This is a genomic window from Pseudomonas sp. Hz4, from assembly GCF_054898165.1.
In genome coordinates this window covers 4,733,149-4,756,938 of record NZ_CM142719.1, presented here as the reverse complement: position 1 = coordinate 4,756,938, position 23,790 = coordinate 4,733,149, and the positions used below count along the sequence as shown (strand labels likewise).

Sequence of the window (23,790 nt, the reverse complement as noted above, 5' to 3'; positions counted from 1 at the left end):
CATTTCACTGGTGGAGTCATTTTCCCGCTCGAGCCCCGTGGATCTGCATCCACTTCGAACGCGAGGTTTGCCAGCGAACCGCTGATGACGGTTTTGAGATTTTCAGGTGGGGAGACTGGCGGATCACGCCAGCGCGGCCCAATACATTCGTAAAACAAAGCCCACGGCACGCCGTGGGCTTTATTGGCAGTCAGTTTGGCCGCGCCTTACTGAGGTTTTGCTTCAGTTTTAGGTTTGCCGAAGTGCCACTCGTAAACCACAAATTTGAAGTCTTTCAGGTCGCCCTTGGCATCGAAGCTCAGGTCGCCAGTCGGAGTCTTGAAGGTGCCTGCGTGGATGGCCTCAGCCACTTTGGCAGTGTCTTCGGACTTGGCAGCCTTGATGCCGTCGGCAATCACGGTCACGGCCGAGTAGGCCGGGAACACGAACGGACCGCTTGGGTCTTCTTTCTTGGCTTTGAACGCGTCAGCCAGGGCGATGTTGGCCGGATCCTGGTCGAAGGATTTCGGCAGGGTCACCAGCAGACCTTCGGAAGCCTCTTTGGCGATCTGCGAAATCGAGTCGTTACCCACGCCTTCCGGACCCATGAACTTGGCTTTCAGGCCTTTTTCCTCGGCTTGACGCAGGATCAGACCCAGCTCCGGGTGGTAGCCGCCGTAGTAGACGAAGTCAACGTTGGCTTGCTTGAGCTTGGCGATCATCGAAGAGAAGTCTTTGTCGCCGGCGTTGATGCCTTCGAACACGGCAACCTTGACGCCTTTGCCTTCCAGTGTGGTTTTAACGGCGGTGGCGATGCCTTCACCGTATTGCTGTTTGTCGTGCAGAACAGCAACGATTTTCGGTTTTACGTGATCGGCGATGTAGTTGCCAGCGGCAGGGCCTTGGGCGCTGTCCAGACCGATCGTACGGAAGACCATTTTGTAACCACGGGCGGTGATGTCCGGGCTGGTGGCAGCCGGGGTGATCATGATCACGCCTTCGTCTTCGTAAATGTCCGAAGCCGGTTGAGTGGAGCTGGAGCACAGGTGACCGACCACGAACTTGACGCCGTCATTGACGACTTTGTTCGCGACCGCTACCGCTTGTTTTGGATCACAGGCGTCATCGTATTCAACGGCTTCGAGTTTCTTGCCGTCTACGCCGCCTTTGGCGTTGATCTGTTCGATGGCCATTTTGGCGCCACTGAACTGCATGTCGCCGTATTGGGCTACAGGACCGGTTTTAGGGCCGGCGATGCCGATCTTGATGGTGTCAGCGGCGAACGAATGGCTGGCAACCCCGGCCAGAACCATAGCGGCAAACAGTTTGGAAATCTGCTTAGTAGCCTTAGTCATAGTGCTCCACTCTTACTGTTGTAGTTTTTATAGTCCTGGCGCCGTAGCAGCAGAACCGGGTCAGATATCTTCGATATCCTCCGGAAAATGCCCCCGGCAACTGTACCGGTACAGTGTAGAGCGCCAGTTGTTAGCCTGGGAAGCTGGCGCCAGGGGGCAAAATCAGGGGTGTCGCTTTTTTGAAAGAAAAAGACAGAATCGCGGCGGGGGTTCAGGCTGAATGAACAGCAATCCTTGGCTTTCCTGCACTTTTCAATCAGTGACTCAATTGCTTCCGGGTTTTTCTGCCAGACCACCGACGTTATGATTGCGTCAATTTCTTTTCCGGACAGGACCCATGACTCAAGAACCTAGCACCCTCTATGCCAAGCTGCTTGGTGAAACCGCATCTATTACCTGGAAAGAGCTGGAGCCGTACTTCGCCAAGGGTGCCCTATTGTGGGTCGACCCCGGTCTGGATTTGATCGCCGCAGCGCAGGCATTGGCGACTGACGAAGGAGAGAAAGTGGCTGCCTGGCTGGCCGCCGACAAAGTCGCCAAGCTGTCTGAAACACGGGCGCTGGATCTGTTTGAGCGTGATCCGGCGCTCTGGGCAGTGGTTGTTTCTCCTTGGATTCTGATCCAGGAAAGGGCGACGAAGTGAAGGCTTGCACATTATTGGTGCGTCGATTCGGCGGCTAAAAGTGTGTAGGTGAGTAGCGTGATGGCATGTTGCCGTGGAGAAAGGCCACAGAAGGGTCTTGGCGAGGGTGACGTAAACGTCACGGGCACAGTTTTATGAGTAGCCTGGTGGTTGCTTAATTGTTTCTGGATGTTTGGATTTGTGCAGGCTTTGGGGCCGCCATCGCGAGCAAGCTCCCTCCCACATTTGATCGCATTCTTTCTGAAGGAACGCGTTCCCTGTGGGAGCGAGCTTGCTCGCGATTGGGGGCGACCCGGTCTCGTGCCTGGCTTACAAAGTTTTACCAGTATGGTTATTCAGCGAAATAACCTTGGTCTTGCCAATCCGGTGACGGTAGATCTCACGCAGGTACTTGATCGCCTTCTTCACGCAATCGCGCGACAAACGAATGTCGTTGATCGAGACGAACTTGTCTTTGTCATTGATCAGCTCACGGTACTTCTTCTCGTACATCGGCTTGATCGCATACCAGTTGGTGTCGAGGATCTTCGCCGGGTTCTCGAATTCATTAAGCAGTTCGTCGATCCGGTCCTCGTCGAAATCTTCATTAATGATGAAGTCCAGGATCGAGTTATCCAGGGTCTCGTCAAAGCGGTACGGGTTTTTCGCAAAGCAACGCTTGATGAAGGCCACGATCAGCGTCAGGAAGTCGTCCGACAGGCACGGGCTCTTGGCGATCAGGGTGGTCAGCGACAGGTTGGCCGAGGCGCCGATTACCAGCGCATATCGCTTGAGCGTCGTGTTCGGAAACAGGCTGTTGAGGTGGGTCTTCAACCGGTTCAGGTCCATGTAGGACAACTTGTAGTCTTTGGGCAACGAAACAATCGAGACCACCGACGAGCAATTCTTGAAGAAGTGCAGGTCGTGCAACGCGGCCGCGTCATAGCCCGAGTTCTTGTACTGCTCCAGCGACGCGCGATAGCGTTTGGATTCGATCGGCAACAGGCTGATGCCTTCGATCGCCTGGGTCACTTTGTTGAAGTGCGGCAAGTCGATGGAGCGGAAGAACAGGTCGTCGATGTTCAGGCGCTGCGGCTCTTTCTCGAACACCTTGAATTTGTCGCTGCTCGGCGGCGGGGTTTCCGGCACCACGGACTCGGCGTAGGCAATCGCCACTGGACCGGCCAGACTCATGAACAGGTCGTTGGCGTCGAGGCGAATGGTTTCGCCAATGTCGATGCCGGCCCGACGGAAATAGTTCTGGTCATAGTCGGTGGTGACCGCTTGAGCCGTCAGAATGTTGAAGATCTGCTGTGAGATGTATTGGTTGGCGTGCTTTTCCATCGCGTTGACGTCGATGTTCTGAATGTTGCCGTCGTCGCTTTCTTCGGCATAACGCATGATGTCGTTGGAGATCAGCATCATCGCGTTCCATGGGCGGATACGGCCCATAACACTGGCTTCGCTGCTGTCTTCATTGGCGAAGTTGTAGGAGAAGTCCCACTCTTCCGACAGGTACTTGCACAGCAGGCGACCGGCATTGATGTGCAACGCCTCGGACATTTCGCTGCGGTGATCGGAAATGTTCGGCAGTACGCAAATGCCGCTGGTGAAGATCGGTTCGAAGACGAAAGAGTGACCGCTTTTGCTGTCGTGCTCGTCCATCGGTTTGGTATCGAACGTCTTGTTCATGTACGAATGCTGCTGGGCCAGGCCGAATTCCGAAGCCATGCCCGAACCGGTACCGCCGCCGGCACTGAAGATCGAGAAATACAGGCGCGACTGGTTGGCCTTGATCCCGCAGCTGTCGATCAGGTACGAGTGAATCATCTTCCAGTCAGGGCTGGAGAAACGCTGGGTGTCCTTGTTCAGGATGATCTTGGCCAGGTATTGGCCGAGGATCGGTGCGTTACCGGCGCCACCGGCGTGGACTTCCGACAAATCCATGATCTTCATTTTGCTGTAGTCGCGCAGGAAACCGCTTTTTTCGCCCTTGCGCGAGAAACGGATGCGACCGGCGATGTCTTTGTCCAGGTCGCCGAGCATGACCAGCGGTTCTACCAGGAACACCGGTTTGGCGGCCTTGTTCGGACCCAGGCGCAGGTTGTTGCGAATCCACTGTGCCGGGCTGTAGCCCTTTTCAGCGAAGCGCTTGTCCGGTGACAGACGGTCTTCGTTATTGAATTCGTTGAGGTAGAACTTGCGGGCGTTGTACACCAGTTCGGCGACGTCCAGTGCGATGTTCGAACCGCAGCGGCCCAGGCCGATGAGGCATACTGACGGGAATTCCTGATCGCTGTGCTGTTCACTGTCGCCTTCCAGATGCGGTGGGCGCGGGAACACCATGTCGCGCAGGCCGTCGAGATTATCGAGGATGCGGTCGGTATTGGTTTCGGTGAAGTACAGATATTGCTGAGTCGCCAACGGGCGCGATGGCGTCAATGACGTCGACGGTGCGGGGCTGTTCGCCGCCGGGCTCAGCGTCAGATCGGATATCGCAGCGGCCGGATTGTTTTTAGAATTCATTGTGCGCCATGTACCTGGGCTGGTTGGTTGGGCGACAAGCGGTCGTCGAACCATCACGGATGGGATCTCGCGTCTTTTTTCAGCGCGTATTTGGCCCAAGCGTCAGGGCCTTGGCCTGATCATCGCTCGGGGGAATCCTTTCCTGAGTCATGATGAATCGGCCAATATTCGACGATCTTTAATCAAAAGGAGGCCAAATGATGGCAACGTTACCCTCGCTAGGGTTCGCCGGGATCGGCCTGATGGGTTTGCCGATGTGCCGGCGCCTACTGGCAGCGGGCTATCCGCTGACCGTGTGGAACCGCAATCCGGCAAAGTGCGCGCCGCTGGTCGAGGCCGGCGCCCGGCAAGTCGCCACGCCTGGGCAACTGTGTCAGCACGCCGACGTGGTGATGATGTGTCTGGCGGATACTTCGGTGGTTCGAGAGGTGGTTTTTGGCTCGGCTGGCATTGCCGAGGGGGCGAAAAGGGGTCAAGTGCTGGTGGACTTTTCCAGTCTGGAACCCACGGCGACCCGGGAAATGGCCGAGGCGCTGATCAACACCACCGGCATGAGTTGGATGGATACGCCCGTGTCTGGCGGCGTGTCCGGTGCGGAGGCTGGCAGCCTGGCGATCATGGTTGGCGGCACAACGGCAGATCTTGAGCGCGTGCGCCCGGTGTTGTTGACCGTCGGCCAGCGCGTGACACACATGGGGGCAGTCGGGGCAGGGCAGGTGACCAAGGTTTGCAATCAGATGATTGTCGCCTGCAATGCGTTGGTGATCGCCGAAGTGGTGGCTTTAGCTGAACGTTCCCAGGTCGATGCCGGCATGATTGCCGAGGCACTGGCCGGCGGTTTCGCCGATTCAAAACCCTTGCAGATTCTCGCCCCGCAAATGGCCGACAGCCGTTTCGAGCCCGTGAAGTGGCACGTACGCACGCTGCTCAAGGATCTGGATGCTGCGGTGAAATTTTCCCGCGAACAGGGTTCGGCCACACCGATCAGTGGATTGGCCGCACAACTGATGCGACTGCATGGGGGCCAGGGCTTTTTGGAAAAGGATCCGTCAACGTTGGTGCAGTTGTACCGCGAGCCAGGCTCAAAGGACTGACCGTGTGCGGGTGCTTGCGCTGGTTGATTTCGTTCAGTACCGGGCGTAATTCTTCCAGCGGCACCGGGCGGCTGAGCAGGTAACCCTGGACGAAATCGCAGCCGAGGCGTTCGAGAAACGCGTATTGCTCGAAGGTCTCGACGCCCTCGGTGACCACCTGCAAATGCAGGGTGTGCGCCATGACGATGATCGCCTGGACGATCTCCATGTCCTGGGTTGCCTTGGGAATGTCCTGAATGAATGAGCGATCGATCTTCAGTGTGTTCAGCGGCAGGCGCTTGAGGTAGGCCAAGGATGAGTAACCGGTGCCAAAGTCGTCGATCGACAATGAAACCCCGAGTGCGCGGATCTGCCGCAGCAGCATCAGGGTGTTGGCGATGTTGCCCATCAGCGCGTTCTCCGTGACCTCCAGTTCCAGTCGCTCGGGCGCAACCCCGGCCACGCGCAGGGCGTATTCGATTTCGTCAGCCAGTTCCTCGCGCGCCAGGTTCAGCGGCGAGCAGTTCACCGCAATCTTCAGTGCTTCACAGCCGTGGCGGGACAACTCGCCCAGGTCTTCACAGGCCTTGCGCAGGACCCAGTTGTCCAGTTCGGCGATCAGCCCGTTGGCCTCGGCGATGCCGATAAAGCGCTCCGGCGTGAGTAAGCCGTGAATCGGGTGTTGCCAGCGAATCAGCGCTTCCAGTTTGGTGACCTGGCCGCTTTTCAGGTCGTAGATCGGTTGGTAATGGATCATCAGCCCCGTGTCTTCGCGCAGGGCATGGCGCAGTTCCTCTTCCCGTTGCAGTTCCATCGTAGCCCGGGTCCTGAGGCTCGAACTGAAGAAATGCAGGCTGTTGCGGCCGCTGCCTTTGGACTGATACAGCGCCAGGTCGGCGTTTTTCAGCAGTTCTTCGCACGTCTTGCCGTCTTCGGGGAACAGGCTGATGCCGATGCTGGTGGTCATGACCATGCGCCGGCCGGACAGCTCGATGGGTTCCTTCATTTTCAGCATGATGCGCTGGGCCATGTGCCGGGCTTCTTCACGGTCGTGCAGGCCGATGAGAATGCAGAACTCGTCGCCACCGAAGCGCGCCACCACGTCGTCGTGGCTGCGTACCGAGCTTTTGATATGGCTGGCCAGGACCTTGAGCAATTCGTCGCCGGCGTCATGGCCGAGGCTGTCGTTGATGCGCTTGAAATGGTCGATGTCGAGGAACAGCACCGCCAGCATGCCTCCCTCGTTGGTTTTCTCGATCAGTTTCTCGGCAAAGATCTGATTGAAGCCGCGGCGGTTGATCAGGTTGGTCAGGGCGTCATAGTGCGCCACCTGTTGCAGCGACATGCGCGCCTGATCCAGTTGACTGAGCAGAGCATTGACCCGTCGCAGGTCGTGTTCCTTGTTTTGCAGTTTCTTGTCGGCCATTGCCGCGCTGATGCAGCTACCGATGATCAACAGGGCCATGATCGCCACCGTCAGCCCCAGTTGCAGGTGGTTGTTTTCAGCGGGCAGCATCGGCAGGCTGCCGGTGGGCAGCACCAGGGTCAGCGCGGCCATGCCGGTGAAATGCATGCTGACGATACCGGCCCCGAGCACCAGGCTGGCGGTGAATTTGACCAGAGGGTGATCCAAACGAATGCCATCGCGCAGGTGACTGGAAATCAACAGGGCGGCGAGGCTGGCGCCAATCGCGATCACGATGGAGAGGACGAACAGGGCGGGGTTGTAATAGGCCGTTGCAACCGAACGCATGGCAGCCATGCCCACATAGTGCATGGTCGCGATGCCCAGACCGATCCAGACCGCGGCCCGCAGGTACTGCCAGAAATTGAGGTCAGGATGACTGAGCGTGTGCATCGCCAGCCACGAAGCGGTCAGGGCGAATAACAGCGAGAGCAGAGTGATGGGCAGTTGGTAATGAATTTCGACCGGCGCCTGGAACGCCAGCATGCTGATGACATGCATGGCCCAGATCCCGCCCGCCAGGCAACCGGCGCCAACCCAGCGCCAGAGCCGTTGCGAAGTGGGTTTTTCGGCGTGACCCACCCGTTCGGCCATGTCCAGTGTGGCGAAGCTGCCGACACAGGCGACCAAATAAGCCAGTAACACCAGAAAAGGGTCATGTACGCAATTGAGTATTACCCGCCCGCTTTTCGGAAGCTCAGTATTGAAAAGCAAACCAAGCCACTCCATAGCATGCCCCGTCTTTGTCATCCTGGCTGCGCCATGCACGCTGGCGAATGCTTTGGAGTATAGAGGGCGTGTAAAGAGTGCAAGCGATACTGGCACATTGGCTGCAACCATTTTCGAATGAGCGTTAGAGCGTTTGGAAATAAACTGTTGCACGGGCTGCGACATCTTCCATGGGCGGATATCAGCTTTACAAATAATGACAGACAGCTCTGGCAGGCCTGACTAAATTGCAGGTTCCGGGCTCGAATGCACTGGCAGTGAAGCCCAATAACAATATAAAGAGACGGACCCATGCAGAACTCGACCCAAGCGGCGAATGCCTGGCGCATTCTGTTCCTGCTGTTCCTCGCCAACCTGTTCAACTTCTTCGACCGCACCATTCCGGCCATCATCATCGAGCCGATCCGCATGGAATGGAACCTCAGCGACTTTCAACTGGGGATCATCGGTACCGCCTTCACGATCGTCTATGCGATCGCCGGCCTGCCCTTGGGGCGGATGGCCGATACCGGTTCGCGCAGCAAATTGATGGGCTGGGGCCTGGCGACCTGGAGCGGGCTGACAGCGGTCAACGGATTGGTGGGGAGTTTCTGGAGTTTCCTGATCGTGCGCATGGGCATCGGCATCGGTGAAGCCAGTTACGCACCGGCCGCCAACTCGCTGATCGGCGACCTGTTCCCGGCCCACCGCCGGGCGCGGGCGATGGGCATTTTCATGCTTGGTCTGCCGCTGGGGTTGCTGCTGGCGTTCTTCACCATCGGCTGGATGGTCAAGGTGTTCGACAGCTGGCGCGCACCATTCTTCATCGCGGCGGTGCCGGGGCTGATCCTGGCGATCTTCATGTTCTTCATCAAGGAACCGAAACGCGGCGCCGCGGAAAGCGTGCAAGTTTCGCAGGAACGCGTAGATCGGCCGATCCGTCGGGTGTTGGCGGTGCCGACTTTCTTGTGGCTGGTGATGGCGGGGCTGTGCTTCAACTTCGCCACGTATGCCTGCAACTCGTTTCTGGTGCCGATGTTGCAGCGATACTTCCTGATGCCGTTGCAGGAAGCGGCGGTGGCGACGGGGGTTATCGTCGGCGTGACCGGGTTGTTTGGCCTGACGCTCGGCGGTTGGGTCGCTGACAAGATTCACCAGCGGGTGGCCAGTGGTCGTCTGTTGTTTGCGGCGTTCAGCTTGATCATCTCCACCGTGTGCACGGCGTGGGCATTGCACGCCGGGCGGATCGAGATCGGCGTGTTTGTGGCGGTGTTCAGTGTGGGCTGGTTGTTTGCCTACAACTTCTACACCTGCGTCTACACGGCCATTCAGGACGTGGTCGAGCCGCGCTTGCGGGCCACGGCCGTGGCGCTGTTCTTTGCCGGGTTGTATTTGCTGGGTGGCGGTTTGGGCCCAGTAGTGGTGGGCGGCTTGTCCGACCACTTCGCGCATACGGCGATGCTCTCGGCGGGTGCCGAACAGATGACCGAGGCGTTCAAGGCTGTCGGCTTGCATGACGCGATGTATTTGATCCCGGTGGCGCTGTTTTTCACCATGGTGTTTCTGTTCCTGGCTTCGCGGTGTTTTGTGCGCGATGCCAAGCGGATGAAGGAAGGGTTGGTGGCGGTGGTTGAGCCGCAGATTCCGGCGGTCACTGCGTAAATGATCGTTCCCACGCTCTGCGTGGTAATGCAGCCCGGGACGCTCTGCGTCCCTTTCGAGCGCTGGAACGCGGAGCGTCCCTTGAGGCATTGCTTTGCTGCGCGTGGGAACGATCAGCAGACAAAAAAAGGCCCGCATCGCTGCGGGCCTTCTTTTTTAGCAAAGTGGAGCAGGGGGACTTAACCCGCCACCAGCACCCGAATCGCTTCCAGTCGCAGGGCAGCCTTGTCGAGCATGGCCAGCCCTTGTTCGCGCTGTTTGCGCAGGGCAACCAGTTCGCTGTCGCGCACCGTCGGGTTAACCGCTTGCAAGGCGGTCAGGCGCGCCAGTTCTTCGTCGGTATCCGCCGCCAGACGACGCTGCGCTTCAGCAACACGCTCGGCGTGACGCGGGAAGATCTTCTCTTCGCCCGCGTTGATCCGTGGCGTCAGCTGATCGCGCTGGGCCTGGATGAACTTGTTGGCGCTGGCGCGCGGTACGCTTTCCAGTTGATCGTTCAGCGTTTCGAACGACACGCGACCCGACAGGTCGTTGCCATTAGCATCGAGCAGGCAGCGAAGGGCGGCCGGCGGCAGGTAACGGCCCAGTTGCAGCGAGCGCGGGGCAACCACTTCGCTGACGTAAAGCAGTTCCAGCAACACGGTGCCAGGTTTCAGCGCCTTGTTCTTGATCAGCGCCACGGCGGTGTTGCCCATGGAACCGGACAAGACCAGGTCCATGCCGCCCTGAACCATCGGGTGTTCCCAGGTAATGAACTGCATGTCTTCGCGAGACAGCGCCTGGTTGCGGTCGTAAGTGATGGTCACGCCTTCGTCGTCGCCCAGCGGGAAGCTGGCGTCGAGCATTTTTTCGCTTGGCTTGAGGATCAGTGCGTTTTCCGAGTGATCTTCGCTGTCGATGCCGAACGCGTCGAACAGGGTTTCCATGTAGATCGGCAGGGCGAACTGGTCGTCTTGCTCGAGGATGTCCTCGACCAGCGCATCACCTTCGCCAGCGCCGCCGGAGTTGAGTTCCAGCAAGCGGTCTCGGCCGCTGTGCAACTCGCCTTCCAGACGCTCACGCTCGACGCGGGCTTCATCGATCAGCGCTTGCCACTCGCCGTCGTCGGCGTTTTCCAGCAACGGCAGCAGGCGCGGGCCGAACTGGTGCTGCAAGGCATTGCCGGTCGGGCAGGTATTGAGGAATGCGTTCAATGCTTCGTGGTACCACTGGAACAGGCGCTCTTGCGGGCTGGTTTCCAAGTACGGCACGTGCACTTCGATGATGTGCTTCTGGCCGATCCGGTCCAGACGACCGATACGCTGCTCCAGCAGGTCCGGGTGCGACGGCAGATCGAACAGCACCAGGTGGTGCGAGAACTGGAAGTTGCGACCTTCACTGCCGATTTCCGAGCAGATCAGCACTTGCGCGCCAAATTCTTCGTCGGCGAAGTAGGCGGCGGCGCGGTCACGCTCGAGGATGTTCATGCCTTCGTGGAACACTGTGGCCGGGATGCCGGAACGCACGCGCAGGGCGTCTTCCAGGTCCATGGCGGTTTCGGCGTGGGCGCAGATCACCAGCACTTTAGTGCGCTTGAGCATTTTCAGCGTGTCGATCAGCCACTCGACACGCGGGTCGAATTTCCACCAGCGCTCTTCTTCGTTGGCGTCCGGCTGGGCCTGGAAGCTGACTTCCGGGTACAGCTCGGCGTGATCGCCCAACGGCAGTTCGAGGTATTCGGCCGGGCACGGCAGCGGGTACGGGTGCAGTTTGCGCTCCGGGAAACCCTGCACGGCGGCGCGGGTGTTACGGAACAGCACGCGGCCGGTGCCGTGGCGGTCGAGCAGTTCGCGGACCAGACGGGCGCTGGCTTCGATGTCGCCATCGTTGACGGCGGCCAGCAGCGCTTCGCCTTCGTTGCCGAGAAAACCGCGAATGGTCTTGTGCGCTTCAGGCGACAGACGCCCCTTGTCCAACAGCTCCTGGACGGCTTCGGCCACCGGGCGATAGTTTTCGCTCTCGGCGCGGAAGGCGTGCAGGTCATGGAAACGGTTCGGGTCAAGCAGGCGCAGCCGTGCGAAGTGGCTGTCCTGGCCCAGTTGTTCCGGGGTCGCGGTCAGCAGCAAGACGCCGGGAATGACTTCTGCAAGTTGCTCGACCAGCGTGTATTCAGGGCTGGCCTTGTCTTCGTGCCACACCAAGTGGTGCGCTTCGTCGACGACCATCATGTCCCAACCTGCCGCGAACAGCGCGTCCTGGGCCTTCTCGTCGTCCACCAGCCACTCGAGTGCAACCAGCGCGAGCTGGGTGTCTTCGAACGGGTTGGCGGCATCGCTTTCGATGAAGCGTTCTTCGTCGAACAGCGCGACTTGCAGGTTGAAGCGGCGGCGCATCTCGACCAGCCACTGGTGCTGAAGGTTCTCCGGAACCAGGATCAGCACACGGTTGGCGCGGCCCGAGAGCAGTTGGCGATGGATGATCAGGCCGGCTTCGATGGTTTTACCCAGGCCCACTTCGTCCGCCAGCAGAACCCGTGGCGCGATGCGGTCGGCGACCTCGCGGGCGATGTGCAACTGGTGCGCGATCGGTTGCGCACGCACGCCACCCAGGCCCCAAAGAGAGGACTGCAATTGGCGGCTGGTGTGTTCCAAGGTGTGGTAACGCAGGGAGAACCAGGCCAGCGGGTCAATTTGACCGGCGAACAACCGATCGCTGGCCAGACGGAACTGAATGAAGTTCGACAGTTGGGTTTCCGGCAGGGTGACCACTTCGTTTTGCCCGTTGAGGCCGTGGTAGACCAGCAAGCCGTCGACGTCGTCGACTTCTTGTACGGTCAGTTTCCAGCCTTCGAAGTGAGTGATCGAGTCACCCGGCGAAAACCGCACGCGGGTGAGGGGCGCATTCCGTAGCGCGTACTGGCGAGTGTCGCCAGTGGCCGGGTAGAGCACGGTCAACAAGCGGCCGTCCTGTGCCAGAACGGTGCCTAAACCCAGCTCGGCTTCGCTGTCACTGATCCAGCGTTGCCCCGGTTGATACTGCTGCGCCATGCTGCCTGACTCCCACCTTGAAAAAGCGGGCTATCTTAACGGAATCGGGCCTGCAGACCAAAGGTTTACGTGCGTAGGCGCTACCGACGTCGGACGATCTTTTGATCTTCGGGAACGCTTGAGTTCTGTAATGTCTGATGAAAGAACGCAGCCTGCGGCAGCGCCTGCAGTGCCAATCGGGTCACAATTTGCGACCGATGGCTCAAGTCACCATCCCCGCAGCCGACAGCTTGCTGACAGGAGACTAATAATTATGCTGCCACCGATGCTCCCCTTGAGTGCCGTGCCGATCACCTCACAGCAGGATCCGGTTCGCCAGCGGCCGGATATTCCACCCGTGGTGCCGGTGCAGGAAAGCTCCAGCGAAAGCACTATCGACTTGCAAAAACGCGACCCTGAAGAAGCCGCCTTGCAGCTACGCGAGGAGCAGCGCCGGCAGCAGGAACGTGACCGACGTCGCCGTGAAGCCGATGAAGATCCCGAAGAGCACCTGGCGATTCCCGGTGACGAGCTCAACGCCGACAATACCGTGCCGGTGGCGCCATTGATGGACGATCAGCCTCGGCAAGGGTTGTGGGTCGATATTCAGATTTAAGGTGGCAGCTGGTCAGCGGTGCGATCAGGCCGCATTATTGGCACATCCTTGCCTGCCGATACGGCAGCTGAACTTCACCACAAGCGATGCACTGAGCACCATGAGCCAAGACGACAAGCTGATCGACCTCAATTCCGAACGCGCCAAGCGTGTTCATGACCTTAATGAAAAGCGTCTGAACGAAGTACGCCAGGCGTTCGAGCAAGCCCTGCCGTTGGGTAAAGCGAAGAAGAAGCCGAAGAACAAACCGAAAAAGCGTTGAAACACCCTGCATTGGTTGATCCAGGTCAGTTATTCCCCTTCTTTACGCCCAGTCTCGGGCGACATTGATCCCGGTCAATTTTTTCTCCTGCCTGATTGGTTAACTTAGCCCTATCGCAACAAGGCAACTGCAGGAGGCCAGTCATGTTTTTCGACAACGTGGTGATCGCCGGAGTGCTGACTGTCGGCCTCATGCTTATGTTTTTTGCAGGGTTTGGATTTTTTATCTGGAAAGATTCGCATAAGCGCAAGCCGTAGGTCTTTCTGGAAGCAATGAGCACGCAAGGCATTTTGGGCAACTTCGGTTGCCCTTTTTTTTGACCTCGGTTTTATTGTTGCCTGATCGTTCCCTCGCTCTGCGTGGGAATGCTTCAAGGGACGCTCCGCGTTCCAGCTTTCGAAAGGGCCGCGGAGCGCCCCGGGCTGCATTGCCACGCACGTGGGAACGATCAACTTTCCAGCAGCCATAAAAAAGGCGCGAACCTCACGGAACGCGCCTTTTGTGTGCGGCTATGTATCAGCTACCCAGTGCCTTCGATGCCAGCCAGAACAGGCCGGCCGACAGGGTCACGGTTGCCGGCAGGGTCAGGACCCAGGCCAGCAGGATGGTTCTGACGGTGCCGCCTTGCAGGCCGCTTTTGTTGGCAACCATGGTGCCGGCCACGCCCGAGGACAGGACGTGGGTGGTGGACACCGGCAGGCTGAAGATGTTGGCCATGCCGATCAGGCTCGCAGTAGTGATCTGTGCCGACATGCCTTGGGAGTAAGTCATGCCCTGCTTGCCGATCTTCTCGCCGATGGTCAGTACCACGCGTTTCCAGCCGACCATGGTGCCCAGGCCGAGGGCCAGGGCGACCGCCAGGATCACCCAGAACGGGGCGTATTCGGTGGTGGTGGTCAGGTCTTTGCGCAGCTTGTTCAGGTCAGCCTTTTCACGGGCGTCGAGGCCTGGCAGCTTGCCGACTTTCTTCGCCGTGTCGTCCAGGCAGAGCAGATAACGACGCACTTCGATGCGGCTTTCCGACGGTAGCGAGTGGTAGTCTGCTACGCCTTTAAGGGTGCCGAGCAGGGCGGTGATGGTCGGTTCGGTCTGTTGCGGGTTGCAACGGAATTTCTCCGGCAGATCGCCTTCCACGCTTTTGCCCAGCGCAAGGTATTCACCCAGCGTACCGGCATTGCGCTTGTAGAACTGGCTCAGGTGCAAGGTCGCATCGCGAGTCCGCTCGATCTGGTAAGTCGTGCTGCCCAGGTCGAGCACGAACTGCGCCGGCACGATACCGATCAGCACCAGCATGATCAGGCCGATACCTTTCTGGCCATCGTTGGATCCGTGTACAAAGCTCACGGCCATCGCCGAAATCACCAGCACCAGGCGATTCCAGAATGGCGGGTGTTTCTTGTCATCGATCTTGCGGCGCTGTTCCGGCGTCTTGTGCATCTTCGACAGCGGACGCCACCATTTAAGGCCGATCAATATCAGGGCTGCGACCAGGAAGCCGGCCATCGGCGAGAACACCAGGGAGGCACCGATATCGATCGCTTTCTGCCAGTTCACACCATCGGCCAACGGAATATCGTTGATCAACGCGTTGGCCAGGCCAACACCGAGGATCGACCCGATCAGCGTATGGGAGCTGGAAGCCGGGATACCGAAGTACCAGGTGCCCAGGTTCCAGGTGATGGCGGCGGCGAGCAGCGAGAACACCATGGCCAGCCCGTGACCGGTGTTCACATTGATCAGCAACTCTACCGGCAGCAGGTGGACGATGGCATACGCCACGCCGACACCGCCCAGCAGCACGCCGAGAAAGTTGAACACACCGGAAAAGAACACTGCCAGATGTGGCGGCATGGCTTTGGTGTAGATAACAGTGGCCACCGCGTTAGCGGTGTCATGAAAGCCGTTGATGAACTCGAAGGCGAGGACAAAGGCCAGGGCGAGCAAGAGGCTCACAAGCACCCAAGCATCCAGTCCGCTGAATAAATCGATCATGAAGGTTTTCTGACCCGGTCGTAAGGGGGCGCGATTATGCCAGAAAAGACTGCTAATCGATGCACTAGGTGCTCATCGGTAACATTCTTCAATAAATTAGTTTGTGACGACAGCCTAAGCCCCAGGTTTTTACGGGGTTTTGCAAGTCATTGAATTCTTTGAAAAGGCCGCAGCCACAAGGGTTCCTCTCGTAGGGAGAAGAGGCTTGAACGCTTGTGCGAAAAATCTGAAAAGAGGGCCAGACACGAGCCATTTGCCTCATCCGACAGGTGAGGTGGCCGCTGCCCGCTCATAGCGGGCGCGAAAGGCATCATCGATACATTCCGCTTTTAGCGGGTGCAGACGCAGACCCTTGGGAATCCAGGCCAAGGCCGTTATGGCTCTTCGGCTTTGAGTTCCTTTTCCATTTTCTGCAATTCCTGAGTGAAAGCCTGATCCTGAACGGTGGCGCGTTTACGCCAGGGTTTGCGCTCTGGTTCGGGCTGAGCGGCGTAGGTGGTGACTTCCCCGCCGTAAACTTCCTTGTAACGTTGTTCCTGGCGCTCAAGTTCCGCGCGCAGTTCGTCTTTCGTCACAGTGCTACCTGATTGAGTTGAGATTAATTCTGGTGAAACGCGCTACATCAAACGTATTGACCACGCTCGCCGAAAGGACAAGGCCGGTGAAGGCATCATTTTTACGGCATTGTGATCAATACTTCCATGTTGCAGGCGGCCACGGCACCAGAGATAAACAGCTGACGTAGCATCAGTTCCTGTTTCAGCGAACGCTTTGGCGAAGCCTATAAATGAGCGTCAGGCGCTTGCTGCGGGCAGCGGCAATGGAACATCGCGCTACCAGGTGGCGAATCGGCAATTAAAAACCGGTCGCCACTGATTTGCATTATAGCGGTCGATTCGAAGAACACTATCGCCAAAGAGTTAAAAGTGGATCTTGATGTGTGATTGTTTGGGTACTCGCAACTTTTACGGCTAACTAGGTCGTTGCGCGTCGCCGACTTTACAGTGATGTCTTTCTGACGCCATTAAGTCGAATAAGTTACGGTAATTACATCGACCCTTCTTAGTCTGCGTCCTAGCCAGTGTAAAGATAGGTAATAGGGGGGTAAATCCGTTCAATAGTCGGTTGGCCCAGATGATAGTCGATTGCGATTATCGGTCGATGGTTCGATAATCGAACAGTTTTGGTTGCTAGGGCTTGTATGAGAGGCCGGCTGCCGCTTGTAATAGCCGCTGATCCGTGCGGGAAAGGACCTTATATGAACGATCAAATGCGCAATTCCTTCGCTTCAGTGGCGCCGCCGATCGTTGCCTCACCCGCCAAGCGGATCCAGGCATTGACCGGCGACCCCGATTTCATGACGTCCCTCGCCCGAGGCCTGGCCGTGGTGCAAGCGTTCCAGGAACGCAAACGGCACCTCACCATTGCCCAGATCAGCCACCGTACCGAAATTCCCCGCGCCGCTGTGCGACGTTGCCTGCACACGCTGATCAAACTCGGCTACGCCACCACCGACGGACGCACGTATTCGCTGTTACCTAAAGTGCTGACGCTCGGCCATGCCTATGTGTCCTCGACTCCGCTGGCGGTTTCTGCCCAGCCCTACCTGGACCGCATGAGCGAGCAACTCCATGAAGCCTGCAACATGGCCACTCTGGAAGGCGACGACATCTTGTACATCGCTCGTTCGGCCACCACTCAGCGATTGATATCCGTCGACCTGTCGGTGGGTGGACGCCTGCCCGCCTATTGCACTTCGATGGGCAGGATTCTTCTCGCCGCCTTGGACGACACTTCGCTGCGCGAGTACCTAGACCATGCGGAGTTGCAAGCCAAGACCAGCCGAACGCTGCATACACCCGAGGCATTGCTCGAATGTTTGCAGGAGGTGCGGCAACAAGGCTGGTGCATCGTCGATCAGGAACTCGAGCAGGGCCTGCGCTCGATTGCCGTTCCCGTGTACGACGCTTCCGGTCAAGTGGTCGCAGCGCTGAACGTCAGTACCCACGCTGGCCGGGTCAGCCGCAACGAGCTGGAGCAGCGCTTTCTTCCGGGCCTTCTGAGCGCCAGCCGCGACCTTAGCGCACAACTCTTCGCCTGAACCGTCCACTAAGTTGTTCGATAAACGCACAGACTCGCGTTTATCGAATTGACGCTCTTTCCCCAAGATCACTAATGTCGCGGCAGCGCCAGCCTTGACTGGCACCTGTCCGACTGCGTTCTTTGCGTGGAATAAAAATAATGAACCAGCCTCAGTCTGCTGTAGGAAACTGCCTCGACGTGCAGTCCTTCATCAATGCTCAACCCATTTCGCGCTACCAGTGGCGAGTGGTCATCCTGTGTTTCCTGATTGTTTTCCTCGATGGCCTCGACACCGCGGCCATGGGCTTCATCGCGCCTGCCCTGTCTCAGGATTGGGGCATCGACCGCGCCAGCCTTGGGCCGGTGATGAGCGCTGCGCTGATCGGCATTTTCTATCTACTCGCCGGGGTGTTTGCCTACGCGGTAGGGCAAAGCCTGGGCAACATCACGCTGCTGGCGACGTTGGTGCTGGTGGCCGGGATGTGTGTCAACGGCGCGCAATCGGCGATGCCTTCACTGGCGGCGCGGTTTTATCCGACCCAGGGGCGGGCGACCGGGGTGTCGTGGATGCTCGGGATTGGCCGCTTCGGTGCAATTCTCGGTGCCTGGATGGGCGCAACACTACTGGGCCTTGGCTGGAACTTTGAGCAGGTGCTGACAGCGCTGGTGATTCCAGCGGCATTGGCGACCACGGCGGTGGTGATCAAGGGCATGGTCAGTCATGCGGATGCGACCCGAGTCCAGGGGCAGGAGATCGGTAGCCAGACAACAATCTGTTCGATAAACGAACACTTAGTCGATTATCGGATTGTTTGCCGTTTTTCAGGGGCTTACTCTTCAGTCATTCCGGCGCTGCGCATCGCGCCTTTTTCTTTGACTGTCGGTTCATAACAAAACAGGAGCCTGCCCCATGGCTGAAATCCTTTCGCTGCACGACGCGGTGAAGCAATTCGTTAACGACGGCGATACGGTCGCGCTCGAAGGCTTCACTCACCTGATCCCTACGGCGGCGGGTCACGAAATCATTCGTCAGGGCAAGAAAGACCTGACCCTGGTGCGGATGACACCTGACCTGGTCTACGACCAGTTGATCGGCGCCGGTTGTGCTCGCAAGCTGATTTTCTCCTGGGGCGGCAACCCGGGCGTCGGTTCGCTGCACCGCCTGCGTGACGCCGTCGAGAAGCAGTGGCCACACGCGCTGGAAATCGAAGAACACAGCCACGCCGACCTGGCCAATGCCTACGTCGCTGGCGCATCCGGCCTACCGTTCGCGGTGCTGCGTGCCTACGCCGGCTCCGACCTGCCGAAGGTCAATCCGCTGATCAAAACCGTTACCTGCCCATTCACCGGCGAAGTACTGGCTGCCGTGCCTTCGGTGCGCCCGGACATCACCGTGATTCACGCGCAGAAAGCCGACCGCAAAGGCAACGTGCTGCTCTGGGGCATTCTCGGCGTGCAGAAAGAAGCGGCGTTGGCCGCCAAGCGTTGCATCGTTACCGTCGAAGAAGTCGTCGACGACCTCAATGCACCGATGAACGCGTGTGTTCTGCCGACGTGGGCGTTGAGCGCGGTCTGCCACGTTCCCGGCGGCGCGCATCCGTCCTACGCTCACGGCTACAACGAGCGCGACAACCGCTTCTACCAGGCCTGGGACCCGATTGCCCGCGACCGTGAAACCTTCACCGCGTGGATCAACGAGTACATCCACGGCTGCGCTGACTTCAGCGAGTTCCAGGCCAAACTGGCCGCTGCTTCGGAGGCGAAGTGATGACTTACACCACCAATGAAATGATGACCGTCGCCGCTGCCCGCCGTCTGAAAAACGGTTCGGTGTGCTTCGTTGGCATCGGCCTGCCGTCGAAAGCCGCCAACCTGGCGCGTCTGACGTCCTCACCGGATGTGGTCCTGATCTACGAATCGGGTCCGATGGGTGCCAAGCCCAGCGTACTGCCGCTGTCTATCGGTGACGGCGAGCTGGCGGAAACCGCCGATACCGTCGTCCCGACCGGTGAGATTTTTCGCTACTGGTTGCAGGGCGGGCGCATCGACGTCGGTTTCCTTGGCGCCGCGCAAGTCGATCGCTTCGGCAACATCAACACCACGGTGGTGGGTGACTACCATCAGCCGAAAGTCCGCCTGCCGGGTGCCGGTGGTGCGCCGGAGATCGCCGGTTCAGCCAAGAGCGTGCTGATCATCCTCAAGCAGTCGGCGCGTTCCTTTGTCGACAAACTCGACTTCATCACCTCGGTCGGCCATGGCGAGGGCGGTGATTCGCGCAAGCGTCTCGGTCTGCCGGGCGCCGGTCCGGTCGGCATCATTACCGACCTGTGCATCATGGAGCCGGAAGCGGATACCCATGAATTCGTGGTCACCTCGCTGCACCCAGGCGTGACCCGCGAGCAGGTGACTGCCGCCACCGGTTGGGCGATTCGATTTGCCGAGACGGTTGAAAATACCGCTGAGCCAACGGTCGTCGAACTGACGGCGCTCAGGGATCTGGAAGCTCGCACTGCCGCGGCCCACGGCCAAGTACCCGGAGAAGCCTGATGCGCGACGTTTATATCTGCGACGCGATTCGCACCCCCATCGGCCGTTTCGGCGGTGGCCTGTCGGCGGTTCGCGCCGACGACCTGGCCGCCGTGCCGATCAAGGCGCTGATGGAGCGCAACCCGTCGGTCGACTGGAGCGCGGTGGACGAGGTGTTCCTCGGTTGCGCCAACCAGGCCGGCGAAGACAACCGTAACGTAGCGCGCATGGCGTTGTTGCTGGCGGGCCTGCCGGACACCATTCCGGGCGTGACCCTCAATCGCCTCTGCGCCTCGGGTATGGATGCCATCGGCACCGCTTTCCGGGCGATCGCCAGTGGCGAGATGGAGTTGGCGATTGCTGGCGGCGTCGAGTCGATGTCCCGCGCACCGTTCGTGATGGGCAAGGCGGATGCGGCGTTCTCACGCAACATGAAGCTGGAAGACACCACCATCGGCTGGCGTTTTATCAACCCGTTGATGAAAGCCCAATACGGCGTGGATGCGATGCCGCAGACCGCCGATAACGTGGCCGACGATTACGAAGTTTCCCGCGCCGATCAGGACGCTTTCGCACTGCGCAGTCAGCAACGGACGGCAGCCGCGCAAGCTGCAGGATTTTTCGCGGAAGAAATCGTTGAAGTGCGGATTGCCCACAAGAAGGGTGAAAGTGTCGTCAGTCAGGATGAACATCCTCGCGCCGACACCACGCTGGAAACCCTGGCCAAACTCAAACCGGTCAACGGTCCTGACAAAACAGTCACCGCCGGCAATGCTTCCGGTGTGAACGACGGTGCGGCGGCATTGATTCTAGCCTCCGGCGAGGCGGTGAAGAAACACGGTCTGACCGCCCGCGCCAAAGTGCTGGGCATGTCCAGCGCCGGAGTTGCACCACGGGTCATGGGCATCGGCCCGGTGCCTGCGGTGCGCAAATTGACCGAGCGCCTTGGTCTGGCCGTCAGCGATTTCGACGTAATCGAACTCAACGAAGCGTTCGCCAGCCAGGGTTTGGCGGTGCTGCGTGAACTGGGACTGGCGGACGACGCTGCGCAGGTCAACCCGAACGGTGGTGCCATTGCCTTGGGCCATCCGTTGGGCATGAGCGGCGCCCGACTGGTACTGACTGCGCTGCATCAACTGGAAAAGACCGGTGGCAAGAAAGGTCTGGCAACCATGTGCGTCGGCGTGGGCCAGGGTCTGGCTTTGGCGATCGAACGGGTCTGACGCGCTTAGCTGTGAAAAAAGAAGCGTCGACTAATAAGAACTGAGGAAGGTTTCATGACTGACAAGCCTGGTTACCGCCGCCCGCAAGAGGGCACCCAGCCGGTATATCTGCACCCGGCCTATCAATCCACCCACCGTCGCTCGCCGTCCAAGCCGTTGGTGTTTTTGCCCCATTCGCTGTCGGAAATTACCGGTCCGAGCATCGGCGCCGAGCGTGTGCAGGAGCAGGACAACGACCTGACTGCCCAACACAAGGGCGAGCCATTGGGCGAGCGCATCATCATTCACGGCCGCGTGCTGGATGAAGAGGGTTTGCCGGTGCCGGGCGTTCTGGTGGAGATCTGGCAAGCCAACGCTGCCGGTCGCTACAACCATGACCGCGACCTGCACGATGCGCCGCTGGACCCGAACGCCTGGTGACTCAGATGTATTTCCCGGGTGACCCGCTGCTGGCCTATGACCCGATCTACAACTGCGTACCGGATACCCGCGCCAAAGAGCGTTTGATCGCCAGTTTCGACCTGGAAAAAACCATCCCTTCCTATGCCCTCGGTTATCGCTGGGACATCGTCTTGCGCGGCCGCGAAGCCACGCCGATGGAGAAATAAGATGACGCTGAATGCGACCACGTCCCACACCGTCGGGCCGTATTATCACATCGGCCTGACCTGGCTGAACCGCGAAGACCGGACAGTCGAACAAACCCTGGGCGAGCGTGTGGCGATCACCGGGCAAGTCATCGATGGCAACGGCGACGTCGTCAACGACGCGATGCTGGAAGTCTGGCAAGCCAACGCCGCTGGCAAGTACGACCACCCCGAAGACGATCAGGACAAACCCCTGGACCCGAACTTCGAAGGGTTTGGCCGGGTGCCGGTGGATGCGCAAGGGCGCTTTCGTTTTACCACCATCAAGCCGGGCACGGTGGAAGGCCTGAAAGGCACGACCCAGGCGCCGCATCTGGTGGTGCTGGTGTTTGTTCGCGGGTTGGTGAAGCACTTGCTGACACGGATTTACTTTGATGGCGAACCGGCGAATGTGTTGGATCCGCTGCTGGAGTGTGTGCCGGCTGAACGCCGCAGTACGTTGCTGGCGAAGCAGGATGCTTCGGGTGTGTATCAGTGGAATGTGATTCTGCAAGGGACGGATGCGGAGACGGTGTTCTTTGATTATTGAGTGATGAAGGCTCTGCTGGTCAGGGAGATTTGTGTGGCGTGGGGCTTGCCCCCTTGCCACAGAATGCATTGCCAGGCGAAGTATTGCACAACGACCTTTGATTTCTACGCGTAGGCCTGACTGGCCCACGCCTGCAAGGACTGTATATGAACGAGCGACCGGGCAATCAATTGTTCGATGCCTACTTCACGGCATGGGACATGCGTGAGGTGTTCTGCGATCAGGGTCGGGTTCAAGCGATGCTTGATTTCGAAGCGGCACTGGCCCGGGCCGAGGCGCGGGTCGGGCTGATCCCGCAAACAGCTGTCGCGCCTATTGAGGCGGCATGTCAGGCCGGGCTTTACGACTTCGCCGCCCTCGGTGAGGCGATTGCCACGGCCGGCAATTCGGCTATTCCGTTGGTCAAGGCGCTGGGTAAACAGATCGCGGCCAACAATGCCGAAGCCGAGCGCTATGTGCATCTGGGCGCGACCAGCCAGGACGTGATGGACTCAGGTTTGGTGCTGCAACTGCGTCGTGCGCTGGAGCTGATCGAAAGCGATCTGGCGCAACTGGGTGAAACGCTCTCTACTCAAGCCTTGTGTTTTGTTGCCACACCGCTGGCTGGGCGCACCTGGTTACAACACGCGACGCCAGTCACTCTCGGCATGAAAATCGCCGGTTGGCTGGGCGCTGTCACTCGCAGCCGTCAACGTCTGCAAGAACTCAAACCGCGACTGCTGGTGCTGCAATTCGGCGGCGCCTCCGGAACCCTCGCGGCCCTTGGCGAGCAGGCGATGCCGATTGCCGAAGCGCTGGCCGAAGAATTGAAATTGGTACTGCCGGAACAGCCTTGGCACACCCAGCGAGATCGCTTGGTGGAGTTCGGCTCGGTATTGGGATTGATCGCCGGCAGCCTCGGCAAACTGGGTCGCGACATCAGCCTGTTGATGCAGACCGAAGCCGCTGAAGTGTTCGAACCCTCGGCGCCGGGCAAGGGCGGTTCTTCGACCATGCCGCATAAACGCAACCCGGTAGGCGCGGCGGTGCTGATCGGCGCTGCAACGCGGGTTCCGGGTTTGCTCTCGACCCTGTTCAGCGCCATGCCTCAAGAACACGAGCGCAGCCTGGGCCTGTGGCATGCCGAGTGGGAAACCCTGCCGGAGATTTGCTGCCTGGTGTCTGGTAGCCTGAAACAAGCGTTGCTGGTGGCGGATGGACTTGAAGTGGACGCGGAGCGCATGACCCGCAACCTCGACCTGACCCAAGGCCTGGTGCTCGCCGAAGCGGTGAGTATCGTCCTTGCCCAGCGCGTGGGGCGCGAAACCGCGCATCATCTGTTGGAACAATGCTGCAAGCGCGCAGTGGCCGAACAACGTCATCTGCGAGCGGTACTCGGCGACGAGCCGCAAGTGACCGCCGAACTGTCGGATGCTGAACTCGATCGTCTGCTGGACCCCGCCCATTACCTCGGTCAGGCCCATACCTGGGTCGAGCGAGCGGTGGCTGAACATTCTGCGTTGACTGCCTGAAGGAGAT

18 protein-coding genes and 2 pseudogenes are annotated in these 23,790 nt (G+C 59.2%); 14 read left to right on the top strand and 6 right to left on the bottom strand.

The features are described 5' to 3' along the window. Positions 1-206: 206 nt before the first annotated feature. Positions 207-1,334 (bottom strand): branched-chain amino acid ABC transporter substrate-binding protein, encoded by a 1,128-nt coding sequence (locus ACYZTR_RS21810; protein ID WP_461973728.1) that lies wholly within the window; start codon positions 1,332-1,334, stop codon positions 207-209. Positions 1,335-1,671: 337 nt separating this feature from the next. On the opposite strand from ACYZTR_RS21810, the gene ACYZTR_RS21805 reads away from it, so the two are divergent. Further along, positions 1,672-1,977 carry a DUF2288 domain-containing protein gene (locus ACYZTR_RS21805; protein WP_461973727.1) on the top strand — a complete coding sequence of 102 codons (306 nt, stop codon included), beginning with the start codon at positions 1,672-1,674 and terminating at the stop codon, positions 1,975-1,977. A gap of 309 nt (positions 1,978-2,286) precedes the next feature. On the opposite strand, the gene ACYZTR_RS21800 is transcribed toward ACYZTR_RS21805, so the two are convergent. Then, entirely contained in the window at positions 2,287-4,482 is a 2,196-nt protein-coding gene (locus ACYZTR_RS21800) for a hypothetical protein (protein ID WP_461973726.1), read from the bottom strand. A 197-nt stretch (positions 4,483-4,679) separates the two neighbouring features. On the opposite strand from ACYZTR_RS21800, the gene ACYZTR_RS21795 reads away from it, so the two are divergent. After that, positions 4,680-5,576, top strand: a complete 897-nt coding sequence (locus ACYZTR_RS21795; RefSeq protein WP_461973725.1) for an NAD(P)-dependent oxidoreductase — start codon at positions 4,680-4,682, stop codon at positions 5,574-5,576. On the opposite strand, the gene ACYZTR_RS21790 is transcribed toward ACYZTR_RS21795, so the two are convergent. Then, positions 5,467-7,749: a putative bifunctional diguanylate cyclase/phosphodiesterase gene (locus tag ACYZTR_RS21790; protein ID WP_461973724.1), complete on the bottom strand. Its 2,283-nt coding sequence runs from the start codon at positions 7,747-7,749 to the stop codon at positions 5,467-5,469. The genes ACYZTR_RS21795 and ACYZTR_RS21790 overlap by 110 nt on opposite strands. A 291-nt stretch (positions 7,750-8,040) precedes the next feature. Here ACYZTR_RS21790 and ACYZTR_RS21785 point away from each other — a divergent pair, with 291 nt between their 5' ends. Continuing rightward, the gene (locus ACYZTR_RS21785) at positions 8,041-9,390 is read left to right on the top strand and encodes a spinster family MFS transporter (protein ID WP_461973723.1); all 1,350 of its coding nucleotides are present in this window, start codon (positions 8,041-8,043) and stop codon (positions 9,388-9,390) included. A 179-nt stretch (positions 9,391-9,569) separates the two neighbouring features. On the opposite strand, the gene rapA is transcribed toward ACYZTR_RS21785, so the two are convergent. Next, complete coding sequence (rapA, locus tag ACYZTR_RS21780) at positions 9,570-12,416, bottom strand: RNA polymerase-associated protein RapA (protein ID WP_461973722.1); 2,847 nt, start codon at positions 12,414-12,416, stop codon at positions 9,570-9,572. 253 nt (positions 12,417-12,669) lie between these two features. On the opposite strand from rapA, the gene ACYZTR_RS21775 reads away from it, so the two are divergent. The 3 genes from ACYZTR_RS21775 (at position 12,670) to ccoM (ending at position 13,530) form a co-directional block, all read left to right on the top strand. Next, positions 12,670-13,011: an aspartate-semialdehyde dehydrogenase gene (locus ACYZTR_RS21775; protein ID WP_461965583.1), complete on the top strand. Its 342-nt coding sequence runs from the start codon at positions 12,670-12,672 to the stop codon at positions 13,009-13,011. Between the two features lie 100 nt (positions 13,012-13,111). Next, the gene (locus ACYZTR_RS21770) at positions 13,112-13,273 is read left to right on the top strand and encodes a hypothetical protein (RefSeq protein WP_262162692.1); all 162 of its coding nucleotides are present in this window, start codon (positions 13,112-13,114) and stop codon (positions 13,271-13,273) included. 143 nt (positions 13,274-13,416) lie between these two features. Continuing rightward, on the top strand, positions 13,417-13,530 hold the full coding sequence (ccoM, locus tag ACYZTR_RS21765; protein ID WP_461973721.1) for a cytochrome c oxidase subunit CcoM: 114 nt from the start codon (positions 13,417-13,419) through the stop codon (positions 13,528-13,530). 259 nt (positions 13,531-13,789) lie between these two features. Here the strand turns inward: ccoM and ACYZTR_RS21760 are convergent, their stop codons facing one another. Beyond that, positions 13,790-15,265: an inorganic phosphate transporter gene (locus tag ACYZTR_RS21760; RefSeq protein ID WP_461973720.1), complete on the bottom strand. Its 1,476-nt coding sequence runs from the start codon at positions 15,263-15,265 to the stop codon at positions 13,790-13,792. A 374-nt stretch (positions 15,266-15,639) separates the two neighbouring features. Beyond that, positions 15,640-15,840, bottom strand: a complete 201-nt coding sequence (locus tag ACYZTR_RS21755) for a hypothetical protein (protein WP_007935837.1) — start codon at positions 15,838-15,840, stop codon at positions 15,640-15,642. Positions 15,841-16,523: 683 nt separating this feature from the next. On the opposite strand from ACYZTR_RS21755, the gene pcaR reads away from it, so the two are divergent. The 8 genes and pseudogenes from pcaR to ACYZTR_RS21715 all read left to right on the top strand — a co-directional run bounded on the left by pcaR (position 16,524) and on the right by ACYZTR_RS21715 (position 23,783). Continuing rightward, a complete protein-coding gene (gene pcaR / locus ACYZTR_RS21750) occupies positions 16,524-17,366 on the top strand; it encodes a pca regulon transcriptional regulator PcaR (RefSeq protein WP_008147316.1) in 843 nt (280 codons plus the stop codon). Positions 17,367-17,506: 140 nt separating this feature from the next. Continuing rightward, positions 17,507-18,079: pseudogene (locus ACYZTR_RS21745) on the top strand (hypothetical protein); the annotation flags it as partial. 178 nt (positions 18,080-18,257) lie between these two features. Then, entirely contained in the window at positions 18,258-19,115 is an 858-nt protein-coding gene (locus tag ACYZTR_RS21740; RefSeq protein WP_461973719.1) for a CoA transferase subunit A, read from the top strand. Next, positions 19,112-19,894 carry a CoA-transferase subunit beta gene (locus ACYZTR_RS21735; protein WP_461973718.1) on the top strand — a complete coding sequence of 261 codons (783 nt, stop codon included), beginning with the start codon at positions 19,112-19,114 and terminating at the stop codon, positions 19,892-19,894. Before ACYZTR_RS21740 ends, ACYZTR_RS21735 begins: the two co-directional genes overlap by 4 nt. Next, positions 19,891-21,096, top strand: a complete 1,206-nt coding sequence (gene pcaF / locus ACYZTR_RS21730; protein ID WP_461979832.1) for a 3-oxoadipyl-CoA thiolase — start codon at positions 19,891-19,893, stop codon at positions 21,094-21,096. Before ACYZTR_RS21735 ends, pcaF begins: the two co-directional genes overlap by 4 nt. 54 nt (positions 21,097-21,150) lie before the next feature. After that, a pseudogene (locus tag ACYZTR_RS21725) lies at positions 21,151-21,704 on the top strand (dioxygenase family protein). A gap of 1 nt (position 21,705) precedes the next feature. After that, on the top strand, positions 21,706-22,272 hold the full coding sequence (pcaG, locus tag ACYZTR_RS21720) for a protocatechuate 3,4-dioxygenase subunit alpha (protein WP_461973717.1): 567 nt from the start codon (positions 21,706-21,708) through the stop codon (positions 22,270-22,272). A gap of 146 nt (positions 22,273-22,418) precedes the next feature. Next, on the top strand, positions 22,419-23,783 hold the full coding sequence (locus ACYZTR_RS21715; protein ID WP_461973716.1) for a 3-carboxy-cis,cis-muconate cycloisomerase: 1,365 nt from the start codon (positions 22,419-22,421) through the stop codon (positions 23,781-23,783). Positions 23,784-23,790 lie beyond the last annotated feature (7 nt).